Source organism: Janthinobacterium rivuli (assembly GCF_009208735.1).
GTDB lineage: Bacteria > Pseudomonadota > Gammaproteobacteria > Burkholderiales > Burkholderiaceae_D > Janthinobacterium.
The window spans coordinates 38,141-53,185 of sequence record NZ_WFLJ01000018.1 but is presented as its reverse complement, the minus strand read 5'-3'; the positions used below and the strand labels follow the sequence as shown (position 1 = coordinate 53,185).

At 62.3% G+C, this 15,045-nt stretch carries 14 protein-coding genes; 5 read left to right on the top strand and 9 right to left on the bottom strand.

Going from position 1 to position 15,045, the window contains the following annotated elements; translation table 11 throughout:
- Nucleotides 1-54: 54 nt before the first annotated feature.
- From GCN78_RS22305 to GCN78_RS22275, 7 genes are all read right to left on the bottom strand, one after another.
- Complete coding sequence (locus GCN78_RS22305) at nucleotides 55-918, bottom strand: hypothetical protein (protein WP_152253656.1); 864 nt, start codon at nucleotides 916-918, stop codon at nucleotides 55-57.
- A 74-nt stretch (nucleotides 919-992) separates the two neighbouring features.
- A complete protein-coding gene (locus tag GCN78_RS22300; RefSeq protein ID WP_152253655.1) occupies nucleotides 993-1,988 on the bottom strand; it encodes an extracellular catalytic domain type 1 short-chain-length polyhydroxyalkanoate depolymerase in 996 nt (331 codons plus the stop codon).
- 124 nt (nucleotides 1,989-2,112) lie between these two features.
- Nucleotides 2,113-4,317, bottom strand: a complete 2,205-nt coding sequence (locus GCN78_RS22295; protein WP_226939775.1) for a TonB-dependent receptor — start codon at nucleotides 4,315-4,317, stop codon at nucleotides 2,113-2,115.
- Between the two features lie 147 nt (nucleotides 4,318-4,464).
- Nucleotides 4,465-5,271 (bottom strand): alpha/beta fold hydrolase, encoded by an 807-nt coding sequence (locus GCN78_RS22290; RefSeq protein ID WP_152253654.1) that lies wholly within the window; start codon nucleotides 5,269-5,271, stop codon nucleotides 4,465-4,467.
- Nucleotides 5,272-5,387: 116 nt separating this feature from the next.
- On the bottom strand, nucleotides 5,388-6,026 hold the full coding sequence (locus GCN78_RS22285) for a TetR/AcrR family transcriptional regulator (protein ID WP_198521383.1): 639 nt from the start codon (nucleotides 6,024-6,026) through the stop codon (nucleotides 5,388-5,390).
- 107 nt (nucleotides 6,027-6,133) lie between these two features.
- A complete protein-coding gene (locus tag GCN78_RS22280) occupies nucleotides 6,134-7,090 on the bottom strand; it encodes a bifunctional helix-turn-helix transcriptional regulator/GNAT family N-acetyltransferase (RefSeq protein WP_152253653.1) in 957 nt (318 codons plus the stop codon).
- Between the two features lie 73 nt (nucleotides 7,091-7,163).
- Complete coding sequence (locus GCN78_RS22275) at nucleotides 7,164-7,592, bottom strand: hypothetical protein (protein WP_152253652.1); 429 nt, start codon at nucleotides 7,590-7,592, stop codon at nucleotides 7,164-7,166.
- A gap of 114 nt (nucleotides 7,593-7,706) precedes the next feature.
- On the opposite strand from GCN78_RS22275, the gene GCN78_RS22270 reads away from it, so the two are divergent.
- Both GCN78_RS22270 and GCN78_RS22265 read left to right on the top strand, forming a co-directional pair.
- The gene (locus tag GCN78_RS22270; RefSeq protein ID WP_152253651.1) at nucleotides 7,707-8,897 is read left to right on the top strand and encodes an Lcl C-terminal domain-containing protein; all 1,191 of its coding nucleotides are present in this window, start codon (nucleotides 7,707-7,709) and stop codon (nucleotides 8,895-8,897) included.
- A 40-nt stretch (nucleotides 8,898-8,937) separates the two neighbouring features.
- Nucleotides 8,938-9,459, top strand: a complete 522-nt coding sequence (locus tag GCN78_RS22265; protein WP_152253650.1) for a hypothetical protein — start codon at nucleotides 8,938-8,940, stop codon at nucleotides 9,457-9,459.
- A gap of 3 nt (nucleotides 9,460-9,462) precedes the next feature.
- Here GCN78_RS22265 and GCN78_RS22260 read toward each other — a convergent pair whose 3' ends face one another.
- A complete protein-coding gene (locus GCN78_RS22260; protein WP_152253649.1) occupies nucleotides 9,463-10,179 on the bottom strand; it encodes an SDR family NAD(P)-dependent oxidoreductase in 717 nt (238 codons plus the stop codon).
- A 152-nt stretch (nucleotides 10,180-10,331) separates the two neighbouring features.
- Here GCN78_RS22260 and GCN78_RS22255 point away from each other — a divergent pair, with 152 nt between their 5' ends.
- Nucleotides 10,332-11,636, top strand: a complete 1,305-nt coding sequence (locus GCN78_RS22255; protein ID WP_152253648.1) for an MFS transporter — start codon at nucleotides 10,332-10,334, stop codon at nucleotides 11,634-11,636.
- Between the two features lie 83 nt (nucleotides 11,637-11,719).
- The gene (locus tag GCN78_RS22250; protein WP_152253647.1) at nucleotides 11,720-12,313 is read left to right on the top strand and encodes a cysteine hydrolase family protein; all 594 of its coding nucleotides are present in this window, start codon (nucleotides 11,720-11,722) and stop codon (nucleotides 12,311-12,313) included.
- A 175-nt stretch (nucleotides 12,314-12,488) separates the two neighbouring features.
- Here the strand turns inward: GCN78_RS22250 and GCN78_RS22245 are convergent, their stop codons facing one another.
- On the bottom strand, nucleotides 12,489-12,905 hold the full coding sequence (locus GCN78_RS22245; RefSeq protein WP_193316828.1) for an SMI1/KNR4 family protein: 417 nt from the start codon (nucleotides 12,903-12,905) through the stop codon (nucleotides 12,489-12,491).
- Between the two features lie 379 nt (nucleotides 12,906-13,284).
- Between GCN78_RS22245 and GCN78_RS22240 the strand changes: the two genes are divergently transcribed.
- Nucleotides 13,285-14,865, top strand: coding sequence for an isocitrate lyase (locus GCN78_RS22240; RefSeq protein ID WP_152253645.1), 1,581 nt, complete (start codon nucleotides 13,285-13,287; stop codon nucleotides 14,863-14,865).
- Nucleotides 14,866-15,045: the final 180 nt, after the last annotated feature.

Here is a 15,045-nt window from a genome sequence, read left to right as displayed (position 1 = left end):
TAGTCAAGCTGGAGAACCGACAATGCCATGGGATGGCGGAGAAATACTTGATATTTAGTAAGAATCCGCCAAGGTTCCCAATACTTCCCTCAACTTTTCCCGCTTGGCCAGCAAGGCGGGATCAAACGCCGTCCACCGCTCCAGCCGCAGCGCATACGCCGGCGTCATCATCCAGCCGAACACTTCCGCCTTGTCTTCCTCGGGGCCGTAGGCGCCGTACAGGCTGACGAGACCCGGCTGCGGGTGGCCCAGGTTCTGGAAACCTTTGCCGTAGGCCGTGGCGCCGCCCTGGCCGTAGGCCGTGCCGGGCGGATTCAGGGCCAGCCAGGCGGGGTCGCGGTAATAGAAATCGTTGAACAGGCGGTATTCGATGAAGTGGTAATACTCGTGGTGCACGCGCAGCTCCATGCCGGATGGACACAGGGCAGCCAGCAGGTTGTCGGCGTAGACGACGCTGTCGATTTCCGGCGCCGGCATGGCCAGGCGGCGCTGGCCTTCCACGCTCAAGTCCTTGACCAGGACGACATGGCGCAAGCCCGTGCGCGCGAAGACACCGGCCGGGTAGCGCTCCATGGCGGGCAGTACGATGCTGAGCAACAATTGCAGCCCGGCGCGGTCTTGCTCCGACTCCGTAAACGCGTGCGCCGCGCCGCCGGGCATGGACAAGGTCCAGGCGGGCGCCAGTTGCAAGGCCGCCAGGCGCGCGGTGGCGATCGCCTGCAATTGCGCCACGCTGGCGTCTTCTGGTGCGACGGGGGCGTAGCGCACGTTCCAGTCGCATTCGCTGCGCATGCTGTCTTGCTGGGCGGCACGTTCGAAAGCCTGCGCGTCGGCGGCCGAGGTCGCGGGCGGGCCGCTAGTGGCGCAAGCGGACAGCAACGCAAGGGCAAGGCAGGACAGCAGGCGGCAAGCAGGCATGGGATCTTTCACAGGCAACAAAATGGGGCGCAATCGCCGCGCCCCATTCTACAAGCTGCCAGTTCCTCACGCCATCAGCGCTGGTACTGCTTGAAGAAATTCCAGCTGATCACGGTGGCGTCCGGGCCCAGCTCATCGCTGAACGGCCAGCCGGGAGGACCGCCGCTCCACGCATGGTTCATGCCCTCGACCGTGTACTTTTGCGCGATGACGGCGCCGTTGTGCAGGTAGGTGTCGATGGCATAGCTGCGGCCGTACGGCACCGTCTGGCGCACGATGCTGTCGGCGCGGTAGCGCACGCTGTCATTGTCGAGGCCATCGTCGCCATAATCGCTGGTCTGCAGGAATTGCTCGATGGTTTGCTCGCCATTGACCGGGTTGACGACGATGTCGGACGTGCCGTGGAACACCATCGTCGGCATCAGGCGGCGCGGCGAACCGGAGCAGCGCCAGGCATCCTTGCCGCGCACTTTCGGATCGAAGGAACTGCCGTTGAACAGCGAATCGGCGGCCGTGACCAGGCCAGTGGCGCCCTTGTACATGCCGCCCGAATGCACCATCACGGCAGCGAACACGTCCGAGTAACAGGCGGCCATGATGGAGGCCATGGCGCCGCCGGCCGAGATGCCCGTCACATAGATGCGGCTGTCCTGCACCGCGTACTTGCTCTTGACCTTGTTCAAGATGCCCATCAGCACGGCCGGCTCGCCAGTGCCCCGTTCCTGGTTCAGCGGCAACATGAAGTTCCAGCAACGCATGGGGTTGGCCGTGACGTTCTGGCGCGGATAGACGACGATGAAGTTTTCGCTGTCGGCCAGCTGGTTGTAGCGGCTGACGGCGGCCATGCTGTTAGGCTCGGAACCGCAGCCATGCAGCATCAACACGACGGGCAGCGGCGTGTTCGGATTGTAATTGCTCGGCAGCCAGACCTGGTATTCGCGCGAACCCCACAGGCTCGCATACAGGCCGAAGTCCCACTGGCCGGCGGCGGCCGGCAGCGCGGCCAGCAAGCCGCAGGCGGCGATGAGTGCAGATAAGAAGTGACGCAGTTGCTGATGCAGATGTGCCATGCCAGTCTCCTGATTATTATTCACGACGAAAACAGCGACAACAAACCGGCTGGACGCCCGTCGAGCCGGCACTTCCGACCGGCGAAGCCAGACCCAACGGGTCCGGCCCCGGCAGTAAAGAACATTAAAATTTGTAGCCAGCCTTGGCGATGATCTGGCGCGGCGGGCCATAGAAACCGTCGAGGATGAACACGGCGGGAATGTTGTAGCCATCCGTGCGGTAGCGTTTGTTGCCCAGGTTGCTGCCATGCAGGCTGAAGGTCCAGTGCTTCGGCGCTTCCCACACGACGCCCGCCGTCCAGATGCTGTAGCCGCCCTGCGCCAGGGTTTCACTCAAGTCCGTGGTCGGGTAAACCTTGCTGCGGTAGCCATAGCCGACCATGCTGCGCAAGGCGCCGCCAAACACGCCGCGGTCCGTGCGCGTCACGTTCAAGCCCACTTGCCGCGCCGGCGTATTGCTGAACTTTTGCGTATCCGCAATGTTCTTGCCGCCGCTCATGAACTCGTCATAGCCGGCGTCCAGCAGGGCGAGGAAACCGTTGACTTCCCACTGGCGGTTCGGACGCCACGAGAATTCGAACTCGGCGCCTTTCACGGTGCCCTTGCCCGCATTCGTGAAGTCGCCATAGAAGCCCGGCACGCCGCCCGGCTGCACGTAGCTGGTAAACACCGACAACTGGATATCCTTGTAGCGGTTGTAGAACAGGGCCACGTTGGCGTCGAAGGTGTCGTCCGGCGCCGCATACTTCATGCCCACTTCCAGCGCGTCGAGTTTTTCATCCTTGTATGGCCGTGCGGAATCGGGCACCACCAGGTTGTTGGCGCGCACGTTGTAGCCGCCCGACTTGAAACCGCGCGACAGGTTGCTGTAGAAATTCGTCGTCTTCGACGCTTCATAGCGCACGGAAATTTTCGGCGAGGTATTGCTAACCGACAAGGACTTGTCGAAATCGGCCGCCGTCTGGATGGGCCGCGTGAAGCCCACGTCGGCAAAGGAGCGGTTGAGCACGATGGCGCGCTTTTCCTCGCGCGTGTGGCGCAAGCCCGCATTGATGCTCCACGCCTTGCCCACGGGCCAGGTCCAGTCCGTGTACAGCGCCGTGCTGTCCGTCTCGACCGTGCTGACGGCGGCCGTGAACTGGCGTCCCAGGAAGTTGTTGTAGATGCCGCCGCCCGCCGTGCCTTCGAAGCGGTACAGGCCGATCACGCCGGCACCGTAGTCGCCGCTGTACGACGCCTGCAATTCCAGGCTCTTCTGCTCGTCGCGCGAATCGCCGAACACGTCGGCGATCGGCTGCGGCAAGCCGTCGAAGTCGATGGTTTGCTCGGACGTGCTGCGCCGCTTGGCGCCGATCACTTTCACGGACCAGTCGTTCGAGACCGTGTAGTTGGCCACCAGCGAGCCGCCCCGGTTGTGCGTGAAGTTGTTGCCCGGCATGCCGCTCTGGATGTCATACGCATCCTTGCTGGCGGGCCGCTTGAGGGGGTCGAAAGCGCTCACGCCCATGCGCTGGAAACCGCGCACGCCCGATTTGTCATCCGTGGCGTCCAGGCTCAGCACGACGGTCAAAGGGATGTCTTGCGGAAAGTAGCCGATGGACAGCCGCGCGGCCGTGCTGTCCTGGTCGCTGACCTGTTCGCCATTGAACGTATTGCGGCCGAAACCGTCACGGTCCAGCTTGGCAGCCGCCAGGCGCGCGCGCCAGGTGCCGCTCTCGTTGGCCAGGTTGAAGGCGGCCTTGAAGTTGCGCTGGTTGTAGTTGCCGAGGCCCACTTCCGCCGAGGCGCCATTTTCCTTCGCCAGCGGACGCGAAATGTACTTGATGGCGCCGCCGATGGTGTTCTTGCCGTACAAGGTACCTTGCGGGCCGCGCAGCACTTCGATGCGCTGCACGTCGAACACGTCGAGCAGCGCGCCTTGCGGACGGGCCATGTAGACGTCGTCAAAATAAATGCCCACGCCCGGGTCCACGCCCCAGACGGGGTCGGCCTGGCCCACGCCGCGGATGAACGCCGTCAGGGTGGTATTCGTGCCGCGCGACGCGTACACGGTCAGGTTCGGCACGCGCTCCTGCAAGTCGGCCAGGTTCTGGATATTCGCCCGTTCCAGGGCCTTGGCGGAAAACGCCGTGACGGCCAGCGGCACGTCCTGCAGCCGCTCTTCGCGGCGGCGGGCAGAGACCGTCACGGTGTCCATGCGTTCTTTCGCATCGCTGGCTTCCTGGGCAGTGCTGGCGGCAGCAGGGATGGCTTCCTGCGCCTGGGCCTGGGTGGCAAAGGCGCCGGCAACGGCGAGGGCGGCGGGCATCAATTTCAAAGCAAGTTTCATAGCGTCTCCAATGTCAGGCTTGCTTGCCACCAGGGAAGACGGCCGGATGCCAGGATCGCAAGACGTAACGGTACCGGCGCGCGCAATGCGAGCACCTGCCCTGCGATGACTGTTCCCGGCCCTCGGCCCGTGCGGCGAGTGGCCTGTTTATTTTGAATTTATGGTAAGGAAGGACTGCAACAAGGTATTCACACGCTGCGCCTGGTCCAGGGGCGTGGCGTGGCGCGAGTTCGCGATGATCTCGATCTCGCACTGCTGAAACTGCGCGGCAAAGGCCCGCTTGCTGGCGACGGGCGTGTAATCCTGGTCGGCCGCCACGATGAAGACGGGCATGGCCAGGGCCTGGAAATGGATGTCGATATCCCAGTGGAAAATGGCGTCCAGCGCGGCCAGGTAGGCGCGCTTGTCCATGCCCGCCATCTGCGTGGCGAAGCGCTCGACGAGCACTTGCTGGGCGGGATCGGGAAACAGTTTCTTGCCGATGATCTTGCCCATGGCTTTCAAGCCAAACGTGGCGATCACCGTGCGGCGCAGCCAGTAGGCAAACAGCAGCGACGCCGGTTTGCTGCCCTGGAACGGTTGCGAGTTGATCAGGCACAAGCTGGCGACCCGTCCGGGGGCGCGGTTGGCCATTTCCAGGCCCACCATGCCGCCCAGGGAAAAGCCGACGACGTGCGCGCGCGGCACGTCGAGCTGGTCCATCAGGTTGAAGAGGTCGTTGGCAAAGTCGCCGATCTGCCAGTCGCCGTTCGGTGCGGGACTGGCGCCATGGCCGCGCAGGTCGGGCACGATCAGGCGATGGCTGCTGCCGAGGGCGTCGATCTGCGGGCGCCAGTCTTCGGCGCAGGAACCGAGGCCGTGCAGCAAAAACACGGGATCGCCCTGCCCTGTCCCTGTGCCGGGATCGAGGTCGAGGTAATGCAATGGAACATCGGATGTCGTGTGACGCCGCATTCTGTCTCCTTGCTGTTGAACATGCTTTGTGTTCAGGTGCAGGAATATGTTTTCCTGCTGTTGGAAAACATAATACGGAATCCGAATTCCGATTTCAAGTTAAATCGCTAAATATCTCAAGTCAGGTAATTTAAAGCAACACGCACGAGTTCATCTTCCAGCGCCGCACCCGACAAAAAGGACAGCGAACCGGTCAGGGTGTGCTGGTTCAGGATGCCCAGCAGCACGGGCGGCACCACCATCATCGCCTGCGTGGGGTTCGGGTGGCGGATGCTGGACGACTTGCTGGCCAGCACGGCCACCGTGCGTTGCGAGATCAAATGATTGATCTGGTGCACCCTGTCGCGAAATTGCGCATCCTGCGACGCGCGCGTGATCAAGGCCCGCAGGACGCCGCTGCGCCCGCCATTCACGGCCACGAACATGGCCACCATGGCGCGGATGAAGTCTTCCAGGCTACGCCCTTCCCACTGGCGCAGCTCCGTCAGGGTCTCGACCTTTTCCACCATGTCGGAGAAGAAGCGCTGCAACAGCAAGCGGCTCAGGGTGTCCTTGTCGCCCAGTAGACGGTAAAACGTGCCCACCGAGGTTTCCGCCAGTTTTGCCAGGTCGGCCACGCCGATTTCATCGAAGCGGTTTTCCGCCAACAACTGTTCGCCCACCTGCAGCAGGCGCTCGAACGCTTGCTTGCTGCGCGCCTGGGTGGGTTCCGGGGGAACGATCATCTGCGGGAAGGGCATCGGAAAGGAAGGCATGCGGCGTCGGCGTCTCTCGATAGTGGAACCTGGGTTCCGTTATGGGTGCGCGTATTGTAACGCGGGAGACGGCCGATGGGGAGCGCCGCGTGACGGCCTCGCGTGCGCTACCTGCCCTGCCACTCCATGTAGACGTCGGCGCGCTGATAATGGGCGTCGCCGGCCGGCCGCGCCACGTGGGTAAAACCGCTGCTTTCATACAGGCGGATGGCGGGCGCCAGCTTGCTGTTCGACTCCAGAAACAACAGTTTCGCGCCGCTGGCCTCGAAGGCATCGAAGGCCCGTTCGATCAGGCGGCGCGCGATGCCCAGACCCTGGCATTCGGGCGTGACGGCCATCTTCGACAGCTCGATGCTGTCGTCTCCGGCGCGGATCAGGGCGCAGGTGCCGACGATCTTGCCATCAAGGCGCGCGAGGAAAATCTGCCCGCCGTCGTCGAGAATCGAGCGTTGCGGATCGGACAGCACCTTGTCGTCCAGCGCCTCGACATAGAAATAGCGTTCCAGCCATGCGATATTCAGGCGCTTGAAATCGGCCGCGTAGGGGGCCGCGTAATCGATGACTTCCACCGCGGCCCGCTCGCGCTGGCGCCGGCAGGCGGCGATCGTCTCGCCGAAGCCTTGCGCTTGCAGGCGCGCTTCCGCCCGGTCCAGGCTGGCCATCAGCTGCGGCGTGCCCTGCTCGAACACCGCATCGACAGCCGCGCGCACGTCGTCCCACAGGGGCGTCATGTTGCGCAACAAGGCTTGCCCGGCGTCGGACAGCGCCAGCAGGCGCCGCCGCTCGTCCTTGGCGTCCGGCATCTCCGTCACCACGCCGGCGTCGAGCAGCTTGCGCCCCAGCTGCACCACCACCGGATGCGTCTGCCCGATCTGCGCGGCCAGGGCCGTGATCGACGTGGGGCCGTTGTCGCGCAGCAGCAATAACAAGGGGAAACAGCGCGACGTCAGCTCGACGCCGGCGGCCAGATAGCTGGTATCGACGCCCGCATACAGTTGATCGGAAAGACGGCGCAGGCGGCTGGCCAGCATCAGCGAGCCATAGGTTTGCAGGTTGGAGGACATGTTGAGCAGATATATGTAAGTAGTTACGTATACCCTAACGTAAACCATCTTCCGCGGTCAAGCACCGGTTGTTTTACTCCCCGTCCTCCGCCAGCGCCGCTTGCAGCCTGGCCCGGAACACGGCCCCGGCCATCTCGCCCAAGGTCGGCCAAACCTGCGTCAGCCAGCGCTTGCCCTCCTCGCTCGGTTCCACATATGGTTCCCTGCGCGTGGCGCAGGCCAGGCCTATGTCGATGACTTGCTCCGCCTCTTCCAGGCCGCCGGCGATCATGGCGGCGATGGGCAAGGCGATCAGCTCGGCGGTCAGCTGCGGACGCAGCAGGCAGGCGGGCGCGATGATGGCGAACGACGCTTCCACATAATTCCAGCAATTGGTGGGCCAGTGGGCGTTTTTCACATTTTCCAGGAAGACAGCATCACTGAGCGTTTCCGGATGGGCCTGCGCCTGCGCATACAAGGCGGCAAGGGCGACGAGTTGTGGCGGGGAAATCCAGGTTGACATCGAAAATGATCCAAGGCGGGCGGCGATGGCGGACTGTAGCATGCCCAGCAGACGCGCCGGAACACGGCTGGCCCGGGCATAATGGCGCAGTCACCACTCTCAGCAATAATAACCATGCCGACATCGTTCGCACACTGGAAAGCCGAACTTTTAATTGTGGGCAACATCGTCCAGGATGACGACAGCACCACGCCGCCCGATGAAGCCCAGCGGCGCTTCCAGCGCTACTGCGCCATGCTCGATGCGCTGACGGGCAAGGAAGGCGCCCAATACGCGCTGGCCATCTTTCAATCCGTGCAAGCCGAACACGATTACGGCGCCTACCAGATAGCCAACCGCGCCGCCTGGCGCTACGGCGAGACGGCGTATTGCATGGCCCTGCTGCATGAACTGCCGCGCCTGATCGCCACCTTGCCCGACTGGGCCGGCGAGTTTCTCGTCGGCATCGCCAATGGCGCCGGTACGCCCCACGCCTCGGCCATCAACTGCTTCAACTCCCTGCTGGCCGGCGCGCCGCCCGCGCCTCAGGCGCTGATCGCGGCCTTCATCGCACAGGAAGAAGACGATGGCTGGTTCGAGCATTGCCCCGGCGTGCTGAGCGCCATTGCCGGCGAGCGCTACGCGGGCATCATGCCTGGCCACGCTGGCGCCGCCAGCTACCAGCTGTTCCTGCTGCCCGGCGAAGGCGGCGCCCTGCCCTGGCAAGATGCGCTAGCCTGGGCCGCGGCGCGCGGCGCCTGCCTGCCCACGCGCAGCGAACTGGCCTTGCTGCATGCCAACTTGCGCGACGCCTTCCCGGATGCCTGGTACTGGTCGTCGGAAGCGGACGCCATCCTGCCCCGCCTGGCCTGGAGCCACGATTTCGATAACGGCACCCAATACAACTTTCGCAAGACCTACTCGGGCCGCGCCTGCGCCGTGCGCCGGGTCGAATTGGCGCCAGCGGCCGCCGCACTCATCCCCTTGCGGCAGGGCGAGCGCTATGCCGGCCTGATTCTCGGCAAGAATGGCGCGCCCGACTACCATCTGCTGTTGCAGCCGGACAAGTTCGAGCCGGAGTTCAACTCGTGGCAAGCCGCATCAGCCTGGGCCGCCAGCCTCGGCCACAGCTTGCCGGATCGGCGCGAGCAGGCCTTGCTGTATGCGACATTGAAAGAGGCATTCCGGCCAAACTGGCACTGGTCGAGCGAGCCGGGCGACATCGAGGACGAAGCCTGGTGCAAGGACTTTGACACGGGCGTCGCCTATCAGACTTTGCGCGAGTTCGACGGCTATGCGCTCTGCGTGCGCCGGGTGCTTGTATAGTGCGCGTTTGCTCAGCCGAGCTGTACCATCAAGGAAAACCATGCTGTTATCACTCGACGATCCCCTCTGGCCCACCCTGGAAGGCGGCTACCGCATGCCCTATGACGTGGCCGAGGCGCTCAAGGCCATGCAGGCAGGCGACGACGTGTGGCATGAGCTGTGGGAAGAGCTGCACCACCAGGGCGACGTGGGCGTGGCCTCGTATGCGGCCGTGCCCCAGCTCGTCCACCTGCTGGGCGGCGCGGATGACTCGCGCGAGGAAGATTTCTATGCGCTCATCGCCCTGATCGAACTGGAGCGCCACCGCCTGCACAATCCGCCCCTGCCGGACTGGCTGGCCGCCAGCTACCATGATGCCTGGGCACAATTGCCCGCCATCGCCGCGCGCGACCTGCAGGGCCCGCTGGACCCCGTCATGCTGGAATCCGTGTTCGCCGTGCTGGCCCTGGCCAAGGGCCAACTGCGGCTGGGCGCGCTGCTGCTGCAGATGGACTCGTCCGAAGCGGATGAGTGGCTGGAAGAGCGTCTCGGCTGGAGCGAAGTCTACGGCGCTGACGCCTAGCGGCTAGAAACGCTCGTCGCGCAGCGCCGGCATCACCAGTTCGCGCACGAACGAGGCATTCGACAGGCTCAGCAGCATGCGCACGACGGCGACGACGTCATGCACGGGAATCAGTTCGCCTTCGCCGCGCGCGCTAGCGTCCGCCAGCGGCACGGACAAGCCATCGTAGGTATTCAGATAGCCCAGCTGCAGCGCCGTCACGGCCAGTCCCTGTGCGCGGAAACCTTCACGCAAGGCATCGGCGATGCCGTTCAGGGCGAATTTCGAGGCGCTGAACGTCACTTCCGGGCGGCCGCTCTGGCGCAGGCCCGACGTCGACCCAGTGAGTATCAGCTGCGGCTTGCCGCTGGCCAGCAAGCGCGGCACCAGGCGCTTGAGCAGCAAGATCGTCGCCGTAATATTCGTATTGACCATGTCGACGATGGCGTCGTCCGCATCGCCGAGAAAAGCGTAGTCGTCGCTGAAGGCCTTTTCTTCCCACACGCCCAGGTTGTAGATCACCGCGTCCAGCGCGGCCGGCGCTGCACGCGCGATGCGTTCGACGGCATCGGCGGGTGCCGCCAGGTCCGCCGCGATCCATTGCAGCTGCGTGCCTGCGGCCACGGGCAAGTCGGCAGGCTCATGCCGCGATACGCCGATGACGGCATGCCCGTCAGCGAGCAAACCGTCCACCAGCGCGCGTCCCAGGCCCCGGCTGGCGCCCACGATCATGATGTGCATACTGTGTCCTTTCCAATGAAGTCAACGCTGATGATAGCGGCGTTGTATTAAGCACAGCTGAGGCTAATCCCCATACGCACCGCATTTACTCACGCGGCGGAAATGCGTATGCTAGGTCTTGCAATCTCCGATAACACACAAGAACGAGACACATGCCTACCTCCACCACCGCCGCAAGCAACGCCGCAAGCCGTCCCCTCACCCAACAAGACTACAAGACCCTGTCGCTGGCCGCCCTGGGCGGCGCGCTGGAATTCTACGATTTCATCATCTTCGTCTTCTTCGCCAACGCCATCGGCCAGTTGTTCTTCCCGCCGGAAATGCCGGACTGGCTGCGTTTGCTGCAAACCTTCGGCATCTTCGCCGCCGGCTACGTCGTGCGTCCGCTGGGCGGCATCGTCATGGCCCACTTCGGCGACTTGCTCGGCCGCAAGCGCATGTTCACCCTCTCCATCCTGATGATGGCCGTGCCGACCCTGCTGATCGGCCTGTTGCCGACGTATGCCACCATCGGCCTGGCCGCCCCGCTGCTGTTGCTGCTGATGCGCATCTTCCAGGGCGCGGCCGTGGGCGGCGAAGTGCCGGGTGCCTGGGTGTTTGTGTCGGAACACGTACCGAGCCGTTTCACGGGCTTTGCCTGCGGCACGCTGACGGCCGGCCTGACGGTGGGCATCCTGCTCGGTTCGCTCGTCGCGACGGGCTTGAACACCGTCTACACGCCGCAAGAAATCACCGATGGCGCCTGGCGCTATCCGTTCTTGCTGGGCGGCATCTTCGGTTTCGGCGCCATGTATCTGCGCCGCTGGCTGCATGAAACCCCCGTCTTCGCGGAAATGCAGCAGCGCAAGGCCCTGTCGACGGAAATGCCCTTGAAATCCGTGCTGCGCAGCCACCGCGGCGCCGTCGCCGTGTCGATGCTGCTGACGTGGATGCTGTCAGCCGGCATCGTCGTCATCATCCTGATGACGCCCGCCCTGCTGCAAAAGATCCACCACATCGCGCCGCGCACCACCCTGGTGGCCAATACCGTGGCGACCCTGTGCCTGGCCTTCGGCTGCATCATCGCCGGCATGCTGGCCGACCGCTTTGGCGGCAAGCGCGTGATCTTCGTCGGCTCCGTGCTGCTGGCCATCAGCACGTATATTTTCTACACCACCATCGGCAGCCGTCCCGACCTGCTGCTGCCCCTGTACGCGATGACGGGCCTGTTCGTCGGCGTCGTCGGCGCCGTGCCCTACGTGCTGGTGCAAGCGTTCCCGGCCCAGGTGCGCTTTTCGGGACTGTCGTTTTCCTACAACTTGTCGTACGCCATCTTTGGCGGCCTGACGCCCGTGGTCGTGACCCTGATGCTGAAGAACAACGTGCTGGGCCCCGCCTATTACGTGATCGGCGTGTGCGTGATCGGCATGCTGACGGCGCTGTTCATCAAGGACCAGCGGCAGACCGTGGGACGCTAGATTGGCGCCCTGCGGTAATCACTCCAGCACTATTTCCCCAGTCAGGCGCCAGGTGCGCCTGCCATTCCGCCCAGGCTACCAACATGCATGCCCACCGTCCCGCACTCATCATCATCGACATGCAACAAGGCATGGCCAGCCCCGCTGCCGGAAGCCGCAATAATCCCGCTGCGGAACACCAGATTGCCACCCTGCTGCAAGCCTGGCGCGCAGCGGACGCCACCGTCGTACATGTGCGCCACATATCCAGAACGCCAGGCTCGCCCTTCTGGCCCGGCCAGCCCGGTGTGGAATTTCAGGCAGCGTTGGCGCCCTTACCGGAAGAGCATGTCGTGGAGAAGAATGTGCCGGATGCCTTCATCCACTCGGGACTGGAACGCTGGTTGCGCGTGCGCAGCATCAGCAAGCTGGTCATCGTGGGCGTCAGCACCAACAATTCCGTAGAGTCAAGCGCGCGCACGGCGGGCAATCTGGGCTTTGCCACGCAAGTCGTCGCCGATGCGTGCTTTGCGTTTGCTCAAATCGATTATGCGGGCACATCGAGAACGGCGGACGAGGTGCATGCGATGGCGCTGGCCAATTTGCACGGCGAGTATGCGCAAGTGGTGGCAACAACGGACGTGATCGACGCACTGACCCGCCCTTGCCCTGCGCCGGCGCACCACCTTGTCCGCTAAGCTGTAGTCGGCATACGACATCTGCGCTAAAAAAAGCATCGCCGCCGGGTCCTCGGTACATTGCCAGAAAGCACACACAAGCTTGCGCCACCTTCGGGTGGCTCCTTTCGCCCCGTTTTGTTGCACTGCACCAAGTTCTGAACAGGCGTTTCACATCAGCAGCTGCCCCGCTCACCTACCAAGAAAATAGCAATAGGAAGTTTTCAAAGGTGTTTGAAATCTTTCGCCAGTAATCATCGTCCCATAAGATGACAGAGGGCGCGCTCCAGGCGCCCCTGAAATCGAGACAGAATTGACTGCCGTCGCCAGCCATGCCGAAACAAATGATTTCTGTAAAATCAACGATGTCCGGTATGGCTCCCGGGCCAGCACTGACACTTCCAGGCTCTCCATAGCAGCCATCGCCGACGAAACAAGCGCCAAGCTTCGCTGTCTGGGCATTCAATTCGACGACATCCGTATAGATTTGCGCCAGTTCCGTCTGCAAGACGCCACCGAAAGAATCCAGTTCTTCCTTCAGTCTCAAATTACAAAATCCTTCCGCATCCCGATATCTTGCCGCAAAAGCAACATACTCGATGGGTAAATCCATACCGTTCATCTGCATTGCTGACTTTACCTTTCACAATCGGATCATGATATTAAAACAAAATTACTTCTGCGCCACCTTCGGGTGGCTTTTTACGCCCCGATTTGTCGCGCCGCACCAAATTCTGAAAAGGCGTTTCACATCGCAAAATCTCAAGCGTCAAACTCATCCATGAATGCTCTCACTTTTTGAAAATCTATTCCACATCCTGAAAAATTATAATTAAGCCTTTGAAAAACAAGGATTAAATTTAAGTTATATGTCTTATATAAGACTTGAACATCGGCGCCAATCGGCCTACTATTTAGTCATGCAGTTCGCATCGACAAAGCGGCGCACTCGACGATTTTCTCAAACTTAGTTTTTCTTTAGGAGATACACCATGTCCCAATATCAAGATGACATCAAGGCTGTTGCCGGTTTGAAAGAGCAACAAGGCAGCGCATGGAACGCCATCAATCCCGAGTCCGCCGCCCGCATGCGCGCCCAGAACAAGTTCAAGACCGGCCTGGACATCGCCCGCTACACGGCGAAGATCATGCGCAACGACATGGCCGCCTATGATGCGGACCCATCGAAGTACACCCAGTCGCTCGGCTGCTGGCACGGTTTCATCGGTCAACAGAAGATGATCTCGATCAAAAAGCACTTCAACAGCACCGACCGCCGCTACCTCTACCTGTCCGGCTGGATGGTCGCCGCCCTGCGCTCCGAGTTCGGCCCGCTGCCAGACCAGTCGATGCATGAAAAAACCGCCGTCTCGGCCCTGATCAAAGAGCTCTACACTTTCCTGCGCCAGGCCGATGCCCGCGAACTGGGCGGCCTGTTCCGCCAGCTGGACGCGGCTCAAGGTGCTGAGAAGCAAGCCATCCAGGCCAAGATCGACGGCCACGTCACCCACGTCGTGCCCATCATCGCCGACATCGATGCCGGTTTCGGCAATGCGGAAGCGACCTACCTGCTGGCCAAACAGTTCATCGAAGCGGGCGCCTGCTGCATCCAGATCGAAAACCAGGTGTCCGACGAGAAACAATGCGGCCACCAGGACGGTAAAGTCACGGTGCCACACGAAGATTTCCTGGCCAAGATCCGCGCCATCCGCTACGCCTTCCTGGAACTGGGCGTGGACGACGGCATCATCGTCGCCCGCACAGACTCCCTGGGCGCCGGCCTGACCAAGCAGATCGCCGTCACCAACGAACCAGGCGACCTGGGCGACCAATACAACTCCTTCCTCGACTGCGAAGAAGTGTCGGCCGACGCGCTGGGCAATGGCGACGTCATCATCAAGCGCGAAGGCAAGCTGCTGCGTCCAAAACGCCTGCCGAGCAACCTGTTCCAGTTCCGCGCCGGTACCGGCGAAGAGCGTTGCGTGCTCGACTGCATCACCTCCTTGCAAAACGGCGCCGACCTGCTGTGGATCGAAACGGAAAAACCGCATATCGCGCAAATCGGCGGCATGGTCAGCGAAATCCGCAAGGTCATCCCGAACGCCAAGCTGGTGTACAACAACAGCCCATCGTTCAACTGGACCCTGAACTTCCGCCAGCAAATCTTCGACGGCATGAAAGCGGCAGGCAAGGACGTGTCCGCCTACGACCGTGCCCAGCTGATGAGCGTGGAATACGACCAGACGGAACTGGCGATCGCCGCCGACGAGAAGATCCGCACCTTCCAGGCCGACTCGGCCCGCGAAGCCGGCATCTTCCACCACCTGATCACCCTGCCGACCTACCACACGGCCGCCTTGTCGACCGACAATCTGGCCAAGGAATACTTCGGCGACCAGGGCATGCTGGGCTACGTGGCCGGCGTGCAGCGCAAGGAAATCCGCCAGGGCATCGCCTGCGTGAAACATCAAAACATGTCCGGCTCGGACATCGGCGACGATCACAAGGATTACTTCAGCGGCGAAGCGGCGCTCAAAGCAGCTGGTAAAGACAATACGATGAACCAGTTCTGAGCGTTTGGTTTGCTGGTAGAGTGAGAAAGCCCGCTTTGGCGGGCTTTTTTGCGTGTGCCGAGAGGGGATTCCTATCAATGAAAGCGCTCGTTACTCTTATTGATATTCACCCAAGTGCAGCAGTAACGTGCCCCAAATTATGCCCCCCAATTAGACTCATCTTCTTTTTTGAAATATAAC